Source organism: Rhodobacter flavimaris, assembly GCF_021378075.1.
Taxonomy (GTDB): domain Bacteria; phylum Pseudomonadota; class Alphaproteobacteria; order Rhodobacterales; family Rhodobacteraceae; genus Rhodobacter; species Rhodobacter flavimaris.
The window spans coordinates 57329-72170 of sequence record NZ_JAJUOS010000014.1; the positions used below are offsets into that span (position 1 = coordinate 57329).

A 14842-nucleotide genomic window follows, 5' to 3' on the forward strand; every position below is an offset into this window, starting at 1 on the left:
GCGGCAATCAGCGATAGCTACCGTGAACGACGGAAGGCATGATTTTCAGTCCGCAGATGTTCTGCGACTCCAAGACCGTCTGTCTTTGAGCCCCTTTTCACCGTGATTCAACGCGCGGATACAAGGGATCAATGAAAATACGTTCGACCAACGGCAGGCGCTTGTCTGTCGAGAGGAGTGTGAATGGACGACAATCCAGTGATCGGTCAATGCCTGTGTGGCGCTGTGAAATTCCACATATTTGGAGAGTTCGAGAGATTTTTCCTGTGCCACTGCGCCCGCTGCCGCAAGGACAGTGGTTCGGCCCATTCGGCAAACCTGTTTTCGTCCACGGCCAGAATCATCTGGGTCTCAGGCGAGGATAATATCAAGATGTTCCGGCTCACCGGGTCACGCCACGTGAAAAGTTTTTGTTCGGACTGCGGGTCCGCGCTGCCTGTTTCCAAGCCGGAATTTGGTTTGCTTGTGGTGCCAGCAGGGTCGCTTGAAAGCCGGATAGAGATACGCCCCAACGCGCATATTTGCTGTTCCAGCCGTACGAACTGGGACAACGACCCCGCCTCCGTCGCAAGGATCGACGGGCTTCCCCGCTGAACAGTCGCGCCTATGATGCATCTCGGACAATCGCCAAACGACAAGGACGCGACCTTCGGCTGCGTCTCGCCTGCCGTAATTCGAGGGATAGAGATGCTGCGTGATGCACGAATGGCGGCCATGGTGAAGCCCCAGCGCAGCGCTTGACCCTAGGACGAAGGTCCGCAAGGGGCCGATAGGCAAATTGAGCTGATTTGAGTGGAGAGGCTGCGAGACATTTGCAATGCGAACCACTGCAGAGCTGAGGGTCGAGAACGAACCTCACCGTCGTGGTGATTGACATAGAAGTCTAAGACAAAACGCTGTCTCTGCGAGAACTGTCACCCCATATGCCGGCGCGAAAGCTGCGGAGAGGTGAGGAGCGAAGAATCGCTAACCGCTCCCGATCAGATAGACCAAACCCGCAAGTGCGAGCCCCGCACCGAAGGCTTTCGCGAAGATCTTCGAGCGCCAGACCAGCGCGCCCATCATCAGACTATTCACGCCGAAGAAGACGAGTCCGAGATCATAGCCATGGCCATGCAGGTTGAGAAAAACGAGCGCCAATGACTGTACGTCGCTCACGTCACTTGCGCTCGAAAGAAGCATCAATGCAGTCTGCAACGCCATAAGATTTGCAGCGATGAGGACGGCCTGGATCAGCCTGAAAACCATCGCCGACAGGGCAAGGCCGTAGGCCACATTTCGAAAAATCAGGTAGAGCAGGATCGCAAGGCCAGCGTCGCTCAGCGCCATAACCAGATCGGCTGCGATGGCCATTCGGAATTGGCCCGGCGCCGCGAGGATAGCCTCGGCCGTGCCCGTTGCATCTGTCAGATTGACAAGCGGACCCCGAAGGCCAAGCTCAGCGCCGAGCCCCATGATGATGATGACGAGATAGAGCATGCCGGCGAGGCGGGATTTTCGGGTCAAATTGTGGGACCAGGAAAGATGGCTCACGCGGAAGATCCTTGATTGGTGACTGTCAGGCTGCGTTCGCGTGTATCACGACGGCGCGCCGGAGGGGCGCGGACGTTCGCGGACGGTTCGCGCGCTGCCCCGCCCAGACCGACAGGAGAACGATGGCCGCGCCACCTATCTGTTGAAACGACAGGCCTTGTCCCAGCCAAAGCCATCCGAGCATGACTGCGGTAACCGGGCTCATCATCCCCAGCATCGAAACCGCGCCTGGTTCAAGACGGGCAACACCTCGAAACCAGATCGCATAGGTCGCAGCCGCGCCGATCAGGCCAAGCCAGATCAGCCCGGCAAGGTTCAGCCCGGTAAGTGGCGGCAGAGACTGCTCGAAGATCAAAGCCAGCGGCAGCAAGATCAGCCCCCCGGCCGTCAGTTGCCACCCGGTGAAACTGAGCGGCGAGACAGACGGCTGCCACTTGCGGCTCAGCACCGTGCCTGCCGCCATCGATGCGGCCCCACCAAGCCCAGCGGCCACTCCGACAGGATCGAGCGCGGCTTCGGGCCCCAGAAGGAGAAGCGCGACGCCCAGAACACCCGTTGCCGCCGCGACGACCGCCCCGGCGCGTACCGGTGTACCAAGCCACCCGCGCGCCATGAGAATGACCAACATCGACTGTAGTGAGCCGAGAGTGGCCGCGACCCCGCCGGGCAGCCGATAGGCCGCCACGAATAGCAGGCTCCAGAACACTGTGAAGTTCAGGCTGCCAAGCAGGAAGACGCGGCCTAGCCATGCGCGCGGCGGCAGCGACCGCGTAAGCGCGAGCAGCAGCAGCCCGGCAGGCAATGCACGCAGAGCCGCAAGCGTGATGGGGTAGCCTGCTGGCAGAGCTTCGGTGGTGACCAGATAGGTGCTTCCCCAGACAGCCGGGGCGAGGGCTGTGACAAGGATATCGGTGGTTCGTGACATCGGGCAACTCGCATTCAAGGACAGGCGAGAGGGAGAGAGAGCGGCGCGAGGGTCCGTGTGTCGGCGGGTCACATTAAGCCCCCTCCGAATACTTCACCAAGAGAACGCCTTCCTCCAGCGACGGCTCGACGAAGTGCCGGGTGAACTGGCGGAACTGGGTTTCGTACACCACGAACGGGTGGTCTCCGCGGTGATTGCGCGCGTGCAACCGCGTCAGGCACAGCGCATCGGACACGTCGATGAAGTGAAACTGATGTGCCGCATCGGTCTGACCGAGGATGCCGCGCAGCCAGTCCCGTTGCGCGACGGTATTGGCCGGGAAATCGAGCACGACGGAAAGACCCGAACCCAGCAGTTTAATGACATGCGGCGCGATGACCCGCCGGAGCCTCGACGCGTATTCGACATAATCGGACGGGGCCTGCAACATGTCGGCGAAGAGCGCATGAAGCCACTTGTCTTTGGCGATGAGCACAGTCCCGGACCCGCGCGCCAAGTTGTCCGCAAGGGTGGATTTTCCAGAGGCGATCTTGCCGCAGAACATGTGGATGGTTGGTGATGGACGGATCATTTGACACCTTCGGTCGGGGTCGCTCACAGAAAGTGGCGAGGAGAAAGACAGGGGCGCTCGGGTCAGGTCGCGAGCCCGATATCACGCATCAGATGGGGCGAGAGATCGCGCGGCACGCGGAGCGGATTGTAGCGCCGATGCCGGAGACCTCGGAACAGGAAATGGAACTTCATCTGGCTCACTCCTCAGGCGATGCGTTTCAGCGAGCTGCGCAACTGCGCCGCGAGGTCGTTACGCGTCCCGTTCACAAGGCGCGCGCCCGTTTCCCGGATGACAAGCGCCGGAACGGAGCGCACCTGGAGCGCGCGGGCGCGTTGCCGGTCGGCTTCTACGGCTTGGGCTGTGGCAGAGGAATAAAAGGCGTCTGCGAAGGCTGCCGCCTCGAAGCCAAGGCGTCGCGCGATGCTGCGCACGACGATCGGATCGGCGATATTCGTGGCTTCGGTGAGATGCGCACGTTGCAGACAATCGAACATGTCCCAATGGGCACCTTTCCCGCCCAACACCTCCGCGGCCTTGCACCCGAGAGCAGCCGTCAAGCCGTGCGGATAGTCGAAAGGGGCGGCCCGCATGGCCTCGACGTCGACGAGCTCCGGCCGATCACTGACCTCTTTGCAGGCCGACCAATGCCCGAGGATGGTCTCGCGAGCGGCTTCGGGTGACCCCCAGCGCGCGGCCATCTCGGTGCGATCCGCCTGCAGGACGAAGGTGCGGTGCCGAATATCGAGATCGAACTCGGCGGCGAGGCTGCGCATCCGTGACGAGATGTTGAAGCACCAGCAGCAGACAACGTCGTGAAAGAAGTCGATGGTGAGCCTCGACATCATGCGGCCTCCTCGTTCAAGGCGGCCCCTGCGAGCAACGCCGCGATCCGCGCGACATGGGCGCCTTGGAAGAGCGCGCCAGCAAGGTCCGTCTCGGTTGGCACCCGCGATCCGTCCGCGCCGGCAATCGTGCCGGCCCCGTAGGGCGCCCCACCGACAATCCCGTCGGCACGCGTCTGATCGGCGAAGGTGTAGGGCATTCCAGCGATGAGCATCCCGAAATGCTGCAGAGGAATCTGCGTGGAGAGCAGCGTCGCCTCGTGCCCGCCATGCTGCGAGCCGGTCGAGGTGAAAACGGCGGCGACCTTGCCAACGAGTGCATTGCGCGCCCAGAGCCCCCCGGCCTGATCCAGAAAGGACTTCATCTGACCGGCCATCATCCCGAAGAGCGTGGGGGTGCCGAAGATGATCGCGTCATAGGCTTCGAGATCGGCGGGGGTGGCAACGGGTGTGTCATCCGCAGCGAAGCCAGCCTTCTGCCGGATGTCGTCGCTCAGGGTTTCGGGAACACGGCGCAGGTCGACATGGGTTCCGGGCACGCTGCGCGCACCGTCTGCCTCGGCCTGGGCGAGCGCACGGACATGGCCGTAGCTAGAATAATAAAGAACAAGAACGCGGGTCATTGGATCCTCTCAGGGCATGGGTTTCGTTGCCCAAGAAGATCGCGGATCAGCGGCATCGGAATAAGCGGCCGAGGCTCACTTCATTCTTTACGCTGGTTGAAGAATGTCAGGCTTCCATCGCCGCGCGGAGATGATCGAGAAACACCGTCACCTTCGCGTCCATGCCCAGACGGGAGGCAGTCACGGCGAAAATCTCCGGCGCGGGCAGTTCCCACTCCGGCAGGACGCGCACCAACTCGCCGCGCCCCTCCGGCTCGTTCGAGACGAAATCCGGCAAGGTGCCAATACCATGGCCCGAGATCAGCAGATCTCTTAGCACGAGGCTGTTGCCCACGCGAATGGCCGGATCAAGGTCAAGGATGATCGCTCCGGACGGCCCCTGCAGCGCCCATTTCGTAAGATGGTCGGCCAACAGGAACCCGATGACCCTGTGCCCCGCGATATCCTGCGGACGCTCTGGCGTACCAGCTTGGTCGAGATAGGCCGGCGCGGCAAAGATGCGCTGTCGCATCGTGCCGATCTTGCGCGCGATCAGGGAGGAATCCGGCATCGCGGGGAGGATACGGATCGAGACATCGAAGCCGCCCTCGATCATGTCGACGATCCGGTCGTCGAGCGAGAGCGACAGCCGAAGATCGGGATGTGCTTCGAGAAACTCCGGCAGGATTGGAGAGATCACCGTCTGCCCAAACGAGCTCGAAGCGTTCACCTTGAGATGCCCGCGCACCGCCCCGGCCCCGTCGCGGATACGCGTCTCGACCGAGGCCACCGCGTCGAGTATGCCGCTCGCTTCGTCGTAGTAGAGCCTCCCGGCATCGGTCAGCGACATCGCGCGCGTCGTACGGGTCAGCAGCGAACTTCCGAGGCTCTCTTCCAGCAGTTTGATCTCGCGACTCAGAAGCGCGGGCGACACCCCGAGATCTTCTGCGGCGCGCGCGAAACTGCCGCGTTCCACGATACGGCGGAAGGCTTGCATGACGGAGAGCTTGTCCATTTCGGAAGAACCTCATGGCGGCCGATGGGCGCTCCGAATAGCATAAATTTCGTATGACGCGAATGCAGGGACATCCCTCGCTTTCGCTAATGGTGGGGCGCAAGTTCATCGTAGCCGGAAATGGCGCTATGTCTGCGCGCCTCAGTCAAGAAGCGGAAGCTCGCGGCGCTTCGTCCGAATGTCGGGTTTGGGCTCAAAGCCGACTTGTGGCGGCGAGGCAAGCCTTTCTTGAGGCCCTCGGTGCCGTATCGACGCGCTCGGCCCTCAGCCGACCTTCGCCGCAGACAAACTCCGGCCCCCGTTCCTTCCCCCCGCCATGCGGGGGAAGGCCCTTCGCTTCCTGATCCGTATCGGCGCGATGCCTTTTGACGGAGGCCAGCCGCTTCCCCGCGGGCTTTTCTCCCGCCCCGCACAGTCGTGCGGTCCCCGATCCGTCACATCGCGCCGTAGCCTCGATTTCACCGGCCGGTGGGTTTCGTTATCGCGTTTCTGCGCCAGTCCAGAAGGAGCCGATCTGGCGCGGGGTGGGGTAGTCCCCGGATCATAGCCTGGCTTGGCGGCCGGTGCTCAGACAACCGTGGCGGCAATTTTCGGAGGCTGCGAACGCGCGGAGAACAGCCGAACAAAACCGCGCGACACGCGACCGCTGGCGGCCTCGCCTTGGTGGCAGAAAGCACTCCAGACGGTCCGGAACGCGTGTATTGGGTCCAAACGCGCATCCCGACGCGCGCGCCATCGCTTCGGCATTTTCATTGCCCTGCGACGACCACGCGTGCCTGCGGCGATCTTCGCGAATGACGCTCCACAAAGCTAAGTGCACCGATCTCTATATTTTCACGGATCGATACACTTGCCTTCGGACGGACCGCATTGCGATCGCATGCAGGCTCGAGGGTGAACCTGGGCGTCGGGGGGTATTCGTGATCAGGCGTCCGGGAGCGGGCGCGGCCGCAATGGCTCTCAAGGCTTTTGACGATGGTGCTTTTCTTGGGAATCGACTTGCCCTAGGCCTTTAGTCCTGTCCGCGCCAACAGAGAGGCAAGCAGATGTCGAGAACGACGTTTCCCTGGAAGATTCAGCGCAAGACCCCGGACGGACCTTTGACTGACGCGCAGCGGCGAGACCTTTCCGCGCAGTTCGAGATCCCGCTCGAGAACCTGCGAGAGCTCTCCGCCGCTCTTGGGCACGCGCTCGATCCATGGCTTTTCGTTCCGAGCATCATCACGATCGTCAAGCAGGTAGAACGTGCCCCAACGGAGTTCGAGCATCTGATGCGGGATCTGCGCCAGGCGGAGAAGTACCTCGGCAAGGCGATGGAGCGGATGCGGACTCTCGCGGTAGTGGACACTCAGCGCGCAGAACTGAGCAAGGATCACTTTAGGGACCAGGTTTCCACGTCTTACGAAGCGGTCCGCCAGATGAACCGCGACTTCGCGCAGATGGACAAGACGGGATCCGCGAAGCTCGACTTTCTGGGTGATCCCGATGCGCGGCGAACCCGTGATGATCGTCGCGAAGCGATCCTCGCCGCCATCTTTCGGTGCTGGTATCGCTCGGGGAGGTCGGAGACCGTGACGACGGACGGATCAAGCTCCGAGCGCAAGGGGCCGCTTTTCGATTTCGTGGACGCGGTCGTGGACTGCGTGAGTGAACCGGGCGGCAGGCTTTCCGGCCATACGATCTGGAAAGACCTCCAGCAATGGCGGCATGATAACCGCCGCGCACTCGCAAGTGCATCGATCGTCGGACAAAAGACAGATTGATACACTTATCGTAATTTTGGCGCGCGGGTCATGGTCACTGCATGACACGCGTTCCCGCCCTGCCCTCCCAAAAAGATGCTGCCGAAGCGCAGATCGAGGCCGCCATTGCGCGCCTCGTGCGCCTGCTGGCGCAGCACGTGGCGCGGGACCTGGCGGCGAACGCTCCTGCAAACGAGGAGCAGACCGATGAAGACCAAGCCCCCCTTCAAGACTGAGACCCCGCGCGCGCTGCTGACCGTGAAGCAGGTCGCGGAACTCGACAACTGCTCGGAGAAGACGGTGCGCCGCGCGATCGCGGCGGGTCTCCTCGAGGCGGTGCGCGTGGGCCCCGGCGGGCGCCTCCTGCGCATCGATCCGGCGGCCCATGCGGCCTACCGCGCGGTGTCGCGCTGGTAGGCTCTGGCGGACATCAATGTCCATTTATGTCAATGCCTTAGGCGGACTTCGGGAAGAGGCCCACACCGTAAAGTGCTCACTTTCTGTGCTATCCTTTTCCCGAATCAGACACCCTGTCCCACCGCGTCCTCCCGAGACCACAACTGAGCCAAGGAAGCGTTCCCGATGACCCTGCAGAACCCCAAGCTGTTCGATCTCGCCTTCATTCCCGAGGGCACTTCGATGTTCTCCGACCTCATCGCGATAATCGAAGCTGCCGTGGATCTCACCGAGACCCGCCGTCGCGACATGATCTCCGGCCTGCGCCGCGTTGCCAAGGCGCTGGGCCGCCCGCCTCAGGATGTGCCCTGCTCAAGTCTTTGGCTTCAACCGCGGCTCGCAAAGATCGCACCCGCGGCGCTGAACCTCAGCCTCAAGAGCTGGCAAAATGCCGTAAGCGACGCCCGCGCCGCCATGGCGCATGTCGGGATCGTCGAACACCGTAACAAGACTTCTGACCTGTCTCCGGAGTGGGCCGCGTTGTGGAAGATTGCACTGGCATCGAAAAATCCCACGATCCGTCCGTCGTTGAGTCGCTTCATCTATTTCCTGAATGGCCTCGGGGTTTCTCCTGAGTCGGTCCGGGATGAGCATTCCCGGGCATTTTACGCAGCCCTCGTCCACGATGAGATCCGCAAGTCTCCGATCAAAGCACATCGCAATGCAATCCACGCGTGGAACCTCGCGGTGAAGCTGATCGAGGGCTGGCCCCAGACGTTTCTGATCCTCGAATCCCACCGGAATATTATCAAGCTCGACGAAGAAGCCCTGCCTCAGAGCTTTATCCGTGATCTTGATAGCCTGATGGCGCGCCTCGGAGCGCCGGACCCGCTTGCCGAGCATGGCCCCACCCGGGCACTGCGTCCTTCGACTACTGCCCAATACCGCCGCCTGATCATTCGCTTCGCCTCGGAACTGGTCCATTCGGGCATCGATGCAGGGGAGATCACCTGCATGGGATTCATCCTCAACCCGGTGATGGCTGAGCGGGGCTTGCGCCAGATGCTGTCTCGGACCGAGAACAAGACCACGAAGCAAATCAGCCGGATGGCTGAACTTCTGCGTTCGGTCGGCAAGGCCACTGAGCAGCCCGATGCTGGACAGGAAGTGCTCGTCAAGCTTGCCAAAAAACTGTCCCTACCCCCGCAGAAGGGAATGACCCGCAAGAACCGGGATCGCCTGCGCGTCCTGCAGGATGAGCGTCAGGCGCGCCGTCTGCTCAACCTTCCGGAACGCCTCATGAAGAACGGGCGAACTGGCAAGTCCGATTCATTCACCAAGGCGCTCGCTCATGAAGATGCCCTTGCGATCGCGATCCTCCTCATCTGTCCGGTGCGGATCAAAAACCTTGCAGGGATCCATCTCGAGCAGCACCTGCAGCGCCCCGGCGACGGCCGTGTGTTCCTCGTATTCGTCGAGGACGAGGTTAAGAATGAACATCCGCTCGAGTTCGAACTGCCCCCTGATCTCGTCTGCATGATTGATAAACACCTGGCCGGCCGGTCTCCCACTCTTTGCCCAATGGGAACACCCTGGCTCTTCCCGCGCCGCGACGGGTCGGAATCCGTCGATCCAAACCACCTTTCGAACCGCATTGCGAAGAGAATTAAGAATGAGCTTGGTTTCGAGATGAACGCGCATCTCTTCCGCCACTTCGCTGTGATGAAGTGGCTTGAGGCCAATCCTGGTGCGTATGAGGTCGCCCGCCGCCTGCTCGGGCACTCAACGGTGAGCCATACGATCAACGTCTATTCCGGGCTGGAGATCAAGACCGCCACGAAAGCCTTTTCTGAGCTGGTGGCGATTAAGAAGAAAGGTCCCCACAAATGAGCCTCATTCTCCCGTTCGAAGATTGGCCCGCAGTGGACCGCGCCATGTGGGCGGTGCTCTTCAATCAGGGCGGACCACTCGATGAGGCCGGGGCGTTCTCGCACCTGCGCTTTACCACCCAGAAGATATTTTCGAACCGCTATGGGCGATGGCTGCGCTGGTTGTCTGAGCGCTACCCATCCCTGCTGGAACAAGACCCGGCAAGCCGCGCCAGTATTGAACATCTGCAGGCCTGGCTCGCGGACCTGCGCCACACCAAGCCCACGTCACGGGCGATGTTCATCGATGGCGTATTGCGAATCCTACGAGCATTTACCCCGGATGACGACTGGAGCGCGCAACGTCGGCTCTTGGCCGCACTGCAACGCGCCGCAGGGCGCAGCGATCCCGCACGCAAGCGTGGCCGCATTCTCTCGAGCAAGGTGCTGCTTGAGGCTGGCTTGCGCCACGCGGGACCGCACGCCGATGCGGCGGTAACGCCCCTCGAGGCGATGAAGCGGCGTCGGGATGGGACGATGATTGCGCTGCTGGCCCTGATGCCGATGCGTCGCCGGTCCTTCTGTGAGCTCACGCTCGGGCAATCGGTTCTCATCATGGAGGACGAGATCATCATCTCGCTCGCCGAGGAGATGACCAAGACGGGCGTCGCTTGGGAAGCCCCAGTGCCGTCACAGGTGGAGCCCGTTCTGCACCGCTATATCGAGGAGGTCCGCCCCTACCTGATGGCACGTGGAGAGCAGTGCCATGACGTTCTGTGGGTGGGAGGCCGCGGCACCATCGTTGGTGAGGCCTATCTCGCCAAGCGAATTGGCGAGGTGACCTTACTGCACACCGGCACGCGGATTCCGCCGCATTTCTTCCGGGACGCGGCGGCGACGACGCTGGCGCGGCTCTCTCCCGATGCGGCGCGTCTGATCCGCCCGGTCCTGGGACATTCGGGTTTCCGGACCGCCGAGCGCCATTACATTCATGCCCAGACGATCGATGCCGGGCGCGACTATGCCGCGCTCGTCCAGCGCCTGAAGGGAGGCAAGTGATGACCCGGACTGCCATCTACGCCCGCTTTTCGACCCAGATGCAACGTGAAGCCTCGATCGAGGACCAGGTGCGCCTGTGCCAGGAACGCGCCACGCGCGAAGGCTGGACGGTGACGGAGGTGTTTTCCGACATGGCGCTTTCGGGGGCCAGCATGCTGCGCCCGGGCCTGCAGGGCCTGCTCGAGCAAGCAAGCCGCGGGGCCTTCGATGTCGTGATCGCCGAAGCCCTCGATCGCCTTAGCCGCGACCAGGCGGATGTCGCCACGCTCTACAAGCGGCTGACGTTTCACGGGGTGCGGATCGTGACACTGGCCGAGGGTGAGGTCAGCGAGTTGCATGTCGGCCTCAAGGGCACGATGAACCAGCTCTTCCTCAAGGATCTCGCAGCCAAGACCCGCCGCGGCCTGCGCGGCCGTGTCGAGAGCGGGCACTCCGGGGGCGGCAACAGCTATGGATATGATGTCGTGCGCCGCCTTGGGCCAGACGGCCTGCCGGTGACGGGAGAGAGAACAATCAACCCCACTGAGGCCGCGATCATCCGGCGCATCTTCAAGGAGTTCAGCGAGGGTCATTCGCCCAAGGCCATCGCCAAGCGCCTGAACGCGGAGCATGTCCCCGGCCCGCGTGGCGAGCTCTGGCGCGATACCGCGATCCGGGGCCATCGCATACGGGGCACGGGGCTTCTCAACAATGAGCTCTATATCGGGCGCCTCGTCTGGAACCGGCTGCGCTACATGAAGGATCCCGAGACCGGCAAACGCGTCTCGCGGCGCAATCCGCCCGAGGAATGGATCACCAAGGATGTGCCGGATCTGCGGATCATCGACACACACCTCTGGCATGCCGTAAAGCTCCGCCAGGGCGAGATCGATGCAGAGCCCCGCGTGCAGGCGATCAAGGCCACGAAGTTCTGGGAGGCGCGGCGCAAGACGCACCTGCTTACCGGGCTCCTGCGCTGTGGCTGCTGTGGCGGCGGCTTCGCCTCGGTGGGCAAGGACTATCTCGCCTGCTCGGCCGCCCGCAAGCTCGGCACCTGCGCGCAGAACCGATCCTTCAAGCGAGGCGACCTCGAAGCCCTCGTCCTCGACCTGCTGAGCGGGCGCCTGATGCAACCTGCAGCGGTCGCCGCCTTCATTGCGGCCTACGGCGAGGAGGTGAATGCCGGCCGCGCCGAGGAGACCGCCAAACGCGCGCGCCTCGAGACGGAACAGATCCAGATATCCCGCCGCCTCGACGGGCTTTACGACGCCATCGCGGACGGGCTGCGCACCCCAGGCCTGATGGCGAAGCTCGAGGAGTTGGAATCGCGCAAGATTGCCGTCGAGACCGAACTCTCCGCGCCCCTGCCCTCGCCGGTGCGGCTGCACCCGGGGCTCAGCGAGATCTACCGGCGCAAGGTCACGGCCCTCGCGCAGACCCTTTCCGATCCTGCCATCCGCACAGCAGCGCTGGAGACGATCCGGGGACTGATCAACTCGGTGACGATTCACGTTGATGGGGAGAGGGTAACGGTCGAACTCGAAGGCGCGATCACGGCGCTCATTGGCCTTGCACAGCCGGAAGCCGTTGAGGGTCTCGATGCGTGTTCGGTTGAAGTGGTTGCGGGGGTAGGATTTGAACCTACGACCTTCAGGTTATGAGGCAGCCTAATCCAGATTGCACGGTTTCCGCCGAGTTGCGCTCATCTACTCTATCTTATTGGAATCGTTGTTTTTAATTTGACGCGCCGCGCGCTCGACTTCTACCTCTTCCCCTGTGAAGCGCTTCCAGTTGCTTCCACAGTGCTTCCACGAGGGAGAAGGAACCGAGATGCCGAAACTGAACAAACGCACGATTGATGCCCTCAAACCGGAAGGGCAGGACTACTTCGTTTGGGACACTCAGATTGCGGGCTTCGGGGTCCGGGTCATGCCGTCCGGCGCAAAGACCTATCAAGCGCAGTATCGCAAGGGAGGCCGCACCCGGCGCGTCTCTCTGGGGCGTCATGGCAAGATCACCGTGGACGAGGCGCGGCGGCTGGCTAAGGACGTGATGGGCCAAGTTGCGATGGGCGAGAACCCCGCCGAAGAGATCGCACTGGAACGGCGCGCGCCCACCGTCGCGGCCCTCTGTGATCGGTTCTTCAAGGATCACGCCGGGGAGCGCTGCAAGCCCTCCACCCAGAAGGAATACCGCCGTGCGCTGGATCTCTTCATCAAGCCGGAGATCGGCAGCTTCAAGGTGATCGACGTGGAGCGCAAAGACATTGCCGCCCTGCATCACAAGCACCGTGGCACGCCCTATCAGGCGAACCGCACCCTGCAAGTGCTCTCCAAGATGTTCAACATGGCGGAAGTCTGGGGCCTGCGCCCGGACGGGTCGAACCCGTGTCGCCATGTGCCGAAGTACCGCGAAGAGAAGCGGGAACGCTATCTAGGCCAGTATGAGCTGCAACGGCTTGGCGAGGTGCTAGCCGAGGCCGAACGGGACGGCTCTGAGAGTATCCACGTTATAGCGGCCTTCCGGCTTCTGATCCTGACCGGATGCCGCCTGCGGGAGATTCAGACGCTGCGGTGGGACTACATCACCGATACCGGGATGGAGCTGCCCGACACCAAGACCGGGGCGCGGCGTATCCCGCTCCCGGCAGCGGCGCGGGCTGTGCTCTCTGCCCTGCCCCGCACCTTGGGCAATCCTTACGTGATCGAAGGCAAGCTGGACGGTAGCCATATCACCGACCTGCAGCACCCGTGGCGGCGTATCCGCGCGCGGGCCGGTCTGGACGATGTGCGCATCCACGACCTGCGCCATACCTACGCGTCCAACGCGGTCTCTTCGGGAATGCCCATTCAAATGGTCGGGCGGCTCTTGGGCCATAGCCAAATCCAGACCACCATGCGTTACGCACACCTAGCCGACGATCCGGTGAGGCGGGCGGCAGAAGAGAATGCGGCGAGGCTAAGCGCCCTTGTCTCGGGTGGACCTCGGGGAGCGACCCCATTAAGAGTTATAAGATAACACCATTTGAAATGGCTTAGGGAAGGCGTCGCGCCGCCCGGACCTAGGCTAGCCTAACTTAGGCTAAGCTAGCCAACCTACGCACCGAAGGAGTGCTTAATTAGGCCGCCTGCGCCACGAACTGCGGCCTGCATGAACCCTCGCCCCTAATTAAGAGAACTGACCGCCCCAATGCTGCCATCCAGATTCTACGAAAACACCTATACCGAAGCGGACACCAAGCGCCTGTGTGATACATCCGGGCTAAAACCGGCTGATCTCGGAGCTTTCCGGAAAACGCTCGAAGATTGCGCTGCGATCTATCGTTGGGAGGCTGCAAAACACAAAGACATCCCGCGCCACACCGATCTTAGACGGGAACTCGCTGTCCCTCAGACGCGCCTGAGAAGTCTTCGTGCGGCGCTGGCTGGACTTTCGAACGAGGCCCGTTCTGAACTTGATCTCGGGGTGTTTCGCAAAGCAGATCAGGACGCGATGCGGCATATAACGGGCAATCTGGATGCGGATGCTCCGGCTCTTGTCCTTCCGTTACTCAACCCCGATCAATCGGTTAGTCTGGACTTAGCCGACCTCGAGAAGCTTCTGGGCGGTTTGGAGGAAGCGCTATCTCAAGCCGTGGATCGCCTTCCCAACCAACGACGCGGCCAAAGCCGCGATTATGGCTTGCGCCTCTGGATCACCAACATACGCGACCTCTGGCAGAGCACGACCAGCACGCCATTCACGCGAGACGCCACGGCAGACAATGAGCCGATCACACCCGCTGCGGATTTCTGCGTGAATGCCTTCAAGATGATCGAACCGAAATATCCGAACTCGCGCATCCTGAGAGAGCTAAAGGATTGTATCTCAAGACAAAAAATCACTGGACGAATTGTTGCACAAAACCAGCAATAATTCGTCCAGTGCTTTCGCTCGAAAAGAGCAACGGATCGCATCTAGGTTCGCCTCATAGCAGTTCGCAGAAAGAGGCAGATCAGAATGCAACATCAGACGGCAGCACAAACGCGCCCCACCCCGACCTCGCAGTACTGGGATGGGTTCATTACCGAGACCGACGCGGCGGACTATCTCTGCCAGAGCGTGCGCACCTTGCAGAAATGGCGGGTCACGGGCTTTGGCCCGCAATTCTACAAACCCGGACGCTCCGTGCGTTATCGCCGCCGGGACTTGCGGGAATGGGCTGAGGCCCGTCGCCACGCCAACACAAGCCAGTACACCAGCTGAGTTTTGCCCGTATGGGGTTGGCAGCGCCATGCGGGATTTTGGGGCCGGAAGGCTCTTCGCGGGCGCGGGGCAAAAGGTTCTCG

At 62.0% G+C, this 14842-nt stretch carries 16 protein-coding genes; 10 read left to right on the forward strand and 6 right to left on the reverse strand.

Annotation, left to right across the window (positions count from 1 at the left end; genetic code table 11):
• The first annotated feature begins 183 nt into the window (after window positions 1–183).
• Window positions 184–594: a GFA family protein gene (locus LZA78_RS15635; RefSeq protein WP_233677851.1), complete on the forward strand. Its 411-nt coding sequence runs from the start codon at window positions 184–186 to the stop codon at window positions 592–594.
• A gap of 372 nt (window positions 595–966) precedes the next feature.
• Here the strand turns inward: LZA78_RS15635 and LZA78_RS15640 are convergent, their stop codons facing one another.
• The 6 genes from LZA78_RS15640 to LZA78_RS15665 form a co-directional block, all read right to left on the reverse strand.
• On the reverse strand, window positions 967–1533 hold the full coding sequence (locus LZA78_RS15640) for a DUF4386 domain-containing protein (protein WP_233677852.1): 567 nt from the start codon (window positions 1531–1533) through the stop codon (window positions 967–969).
• Window positions 1534–1558: 25 nt separating this feature from the next.
• Window positions 1559–2458 carry an EamA family transporter gene (locus LZA78_RS15645; protein ID WP_233677853.1) on the reverse strand — a complete coding sequence of 300 codons (900 nt, stop codon included), beginning with the start codon at window positions 2456–2458 and terminating at the stop codon, window positions 1559–1561.
• A 73-nt stretch (window positions 2459–2531) separates the two neighbouring features.
• Window positions 2532–3029 carry a P-loop nucleotide/nucleoside kinase family protein gene (locus LZA78_RS15650; RefSeq protein ID WP_233677854.1) on the reverse strand — a complete coding sequence of 166 codons (498 nt, stop codon included), beginning with the start codon at window positions 3027–3029 and terminating at the stop codon, window positions 2532–2534.
• Window positions 3030–3214: 185 nt separating this feature from the next.
• On the reverse strand, window positions 3215–3856 hold the full coding sequence (locus LZA78_RS15655; protein ID WP_233677855.1) for a DsbA family oxidoreductase: 642 nt from the start codon (window positions 3854–3856) through the stop codon (window positions 3215–3217).
• Window positions 3853–4476 carry an NAD(P)H:quinone oxidoreductase gene (gene wrbA, locus LZA78_RS15660; protein WP_233677856.1) on the reverse strand — a complete coding sequence of 208 codons (624 nt, stop codon included), beginning with the start codon at window positions 4474–4476 and terminating at the stop codon, window positions 3853–3855. The genes LZA78_RS15655 and wrbA overlap by 4 nt, the downstream gene beginning before the upstream one ends.
• A 106-nt stretch (window positions 4477–4582) precedes the next feature.
• The gene (locus LZA78_RS15665; RefSeq protein ID WP_233677857.1) at window positions 4583–5470 is read right to left on the reverse strand and encodes a LysR family transcriptional regulator; all 888 of its coding nucleotides are present in this window, start codon (window positions 5468–5470) and stop codon (window positions 4583–4585) included.
• Window positions 5471–6516: 1046 nt separating this feature from the next.
• Between LZA78_RS15665 and LZA78_RS15670 the strand changes: the two genes are divergently transcribed.
• The 9 genes from LZA78_RS15670 to LZA78_RS15710 all read left to right on the forward strand — a co-directional run bounded on the left by LZA78_RS15670 (window position 6517) and on the right by LZA78_RS15710 (window position 14759).
• On the forward strand, window positions 6517–7233 hold the full coding sequence (locus tag LZA78_RS15670; RefSeq protein WP_233677858.1) for a hypothetical protein: 717 nt from the start codon (window positions 6517–6519) through the stop codon (window positions 7231–7233).
• 41 nt (window positions 7234–7274) lie between these two features.
• A complete protein-coding gene (locus tag LZA78_RS15675; protein ID WP_233677859.1) occupies window positions 7275–7448 on the forward strand; it encodes a hypothetical protein in 174 nt (57 codons plus the stop codon).
• Window positions 7420–7629, forward strand: a complete 210-nt coding sequence (locus LZA78_RS15680) for a helix-turn-helix domain-containing protein (protein ID WP_233677860.1) — start codon at window positions 7420–7422, stop codon at window positions 7627–7629. The genes LZA78_RS15675 and LZA78_RS15680 overlap by 29 nt, the downstream gene beginning before the upstream one ends.
• A gap of 165 nt (window positions 7630–7794) precedes the next feature.
• Window positions 7795–9498, forward strand: coding sequence for a tyrosine-type recombinase/integrase (locus LZA78_RS15685; protein WP_233677861.1), 1704 nt, complete (start codon window positions 7795–7797; stop codon window positions 9496–9498).
• Window positions 9495–10535, forward strand: a complete 1041-nt coding sequence (locus tag LZA78_RS15690; protein ID WP_233677862.1) for a tyrosine-type recombinase/integrase — start codon at window positions 9495–9497, stop codon at window positions 10533–10535. Before LZA78_RS15685 ends, LZA78_RS15690 begins: the two co-directional genes overlap by 4 nt.
• On the forward strand, window positions 10535–12175 hold the full coding sequence (locus LZA78_RS15695; RefSeq protein ID WP_233677863.1) for a recombinase family protein: 1641 nt from the start codon (window positions 10535–10537) through the stop codon (window positions 12173–12175). Before LZA78_RS15690 ends, LZA78_RS15695 begins: the two co-directional genes overlap by 1 nt.
• Window positions 12176–12344: 169 nt before the next feature.
• Window positions 12345–13532, forward strand: coding sequence for a site-specific integrase (locus tag LZA78_RS15700; protein WP_233677864.1), 1188 nt, complete (start codon window positions 12345–12347; stop codon window positions 13530–13532).
• A 171-nt stretch (window positions 13533–13703) separates the two neighbouring features.
• On the forward strand, window positions 13704–14429 hold the full coding sequence (locus LZA78_RS15705; protein WP_233677865.1) for a hypothetical protein: 726 nt from the start codon (window positions 13704–13706) through the stop codon (window positions 14427–14429).
• 84 nt (window positions 14430–14513) lie between these two features.
• Window positions 14514–14759, forward strand: a complete 246-nt coding sequence (locus LZA78_RS15710) for a helix-turn-helix domain-containing protein (RefSeq protein ID WP_233677866.1) — start codon at window positions 14514–14516, stop codon at window positions 14757–14759.
• Window positions 14760–14842 lie beyond the last annotated feature (83 nt).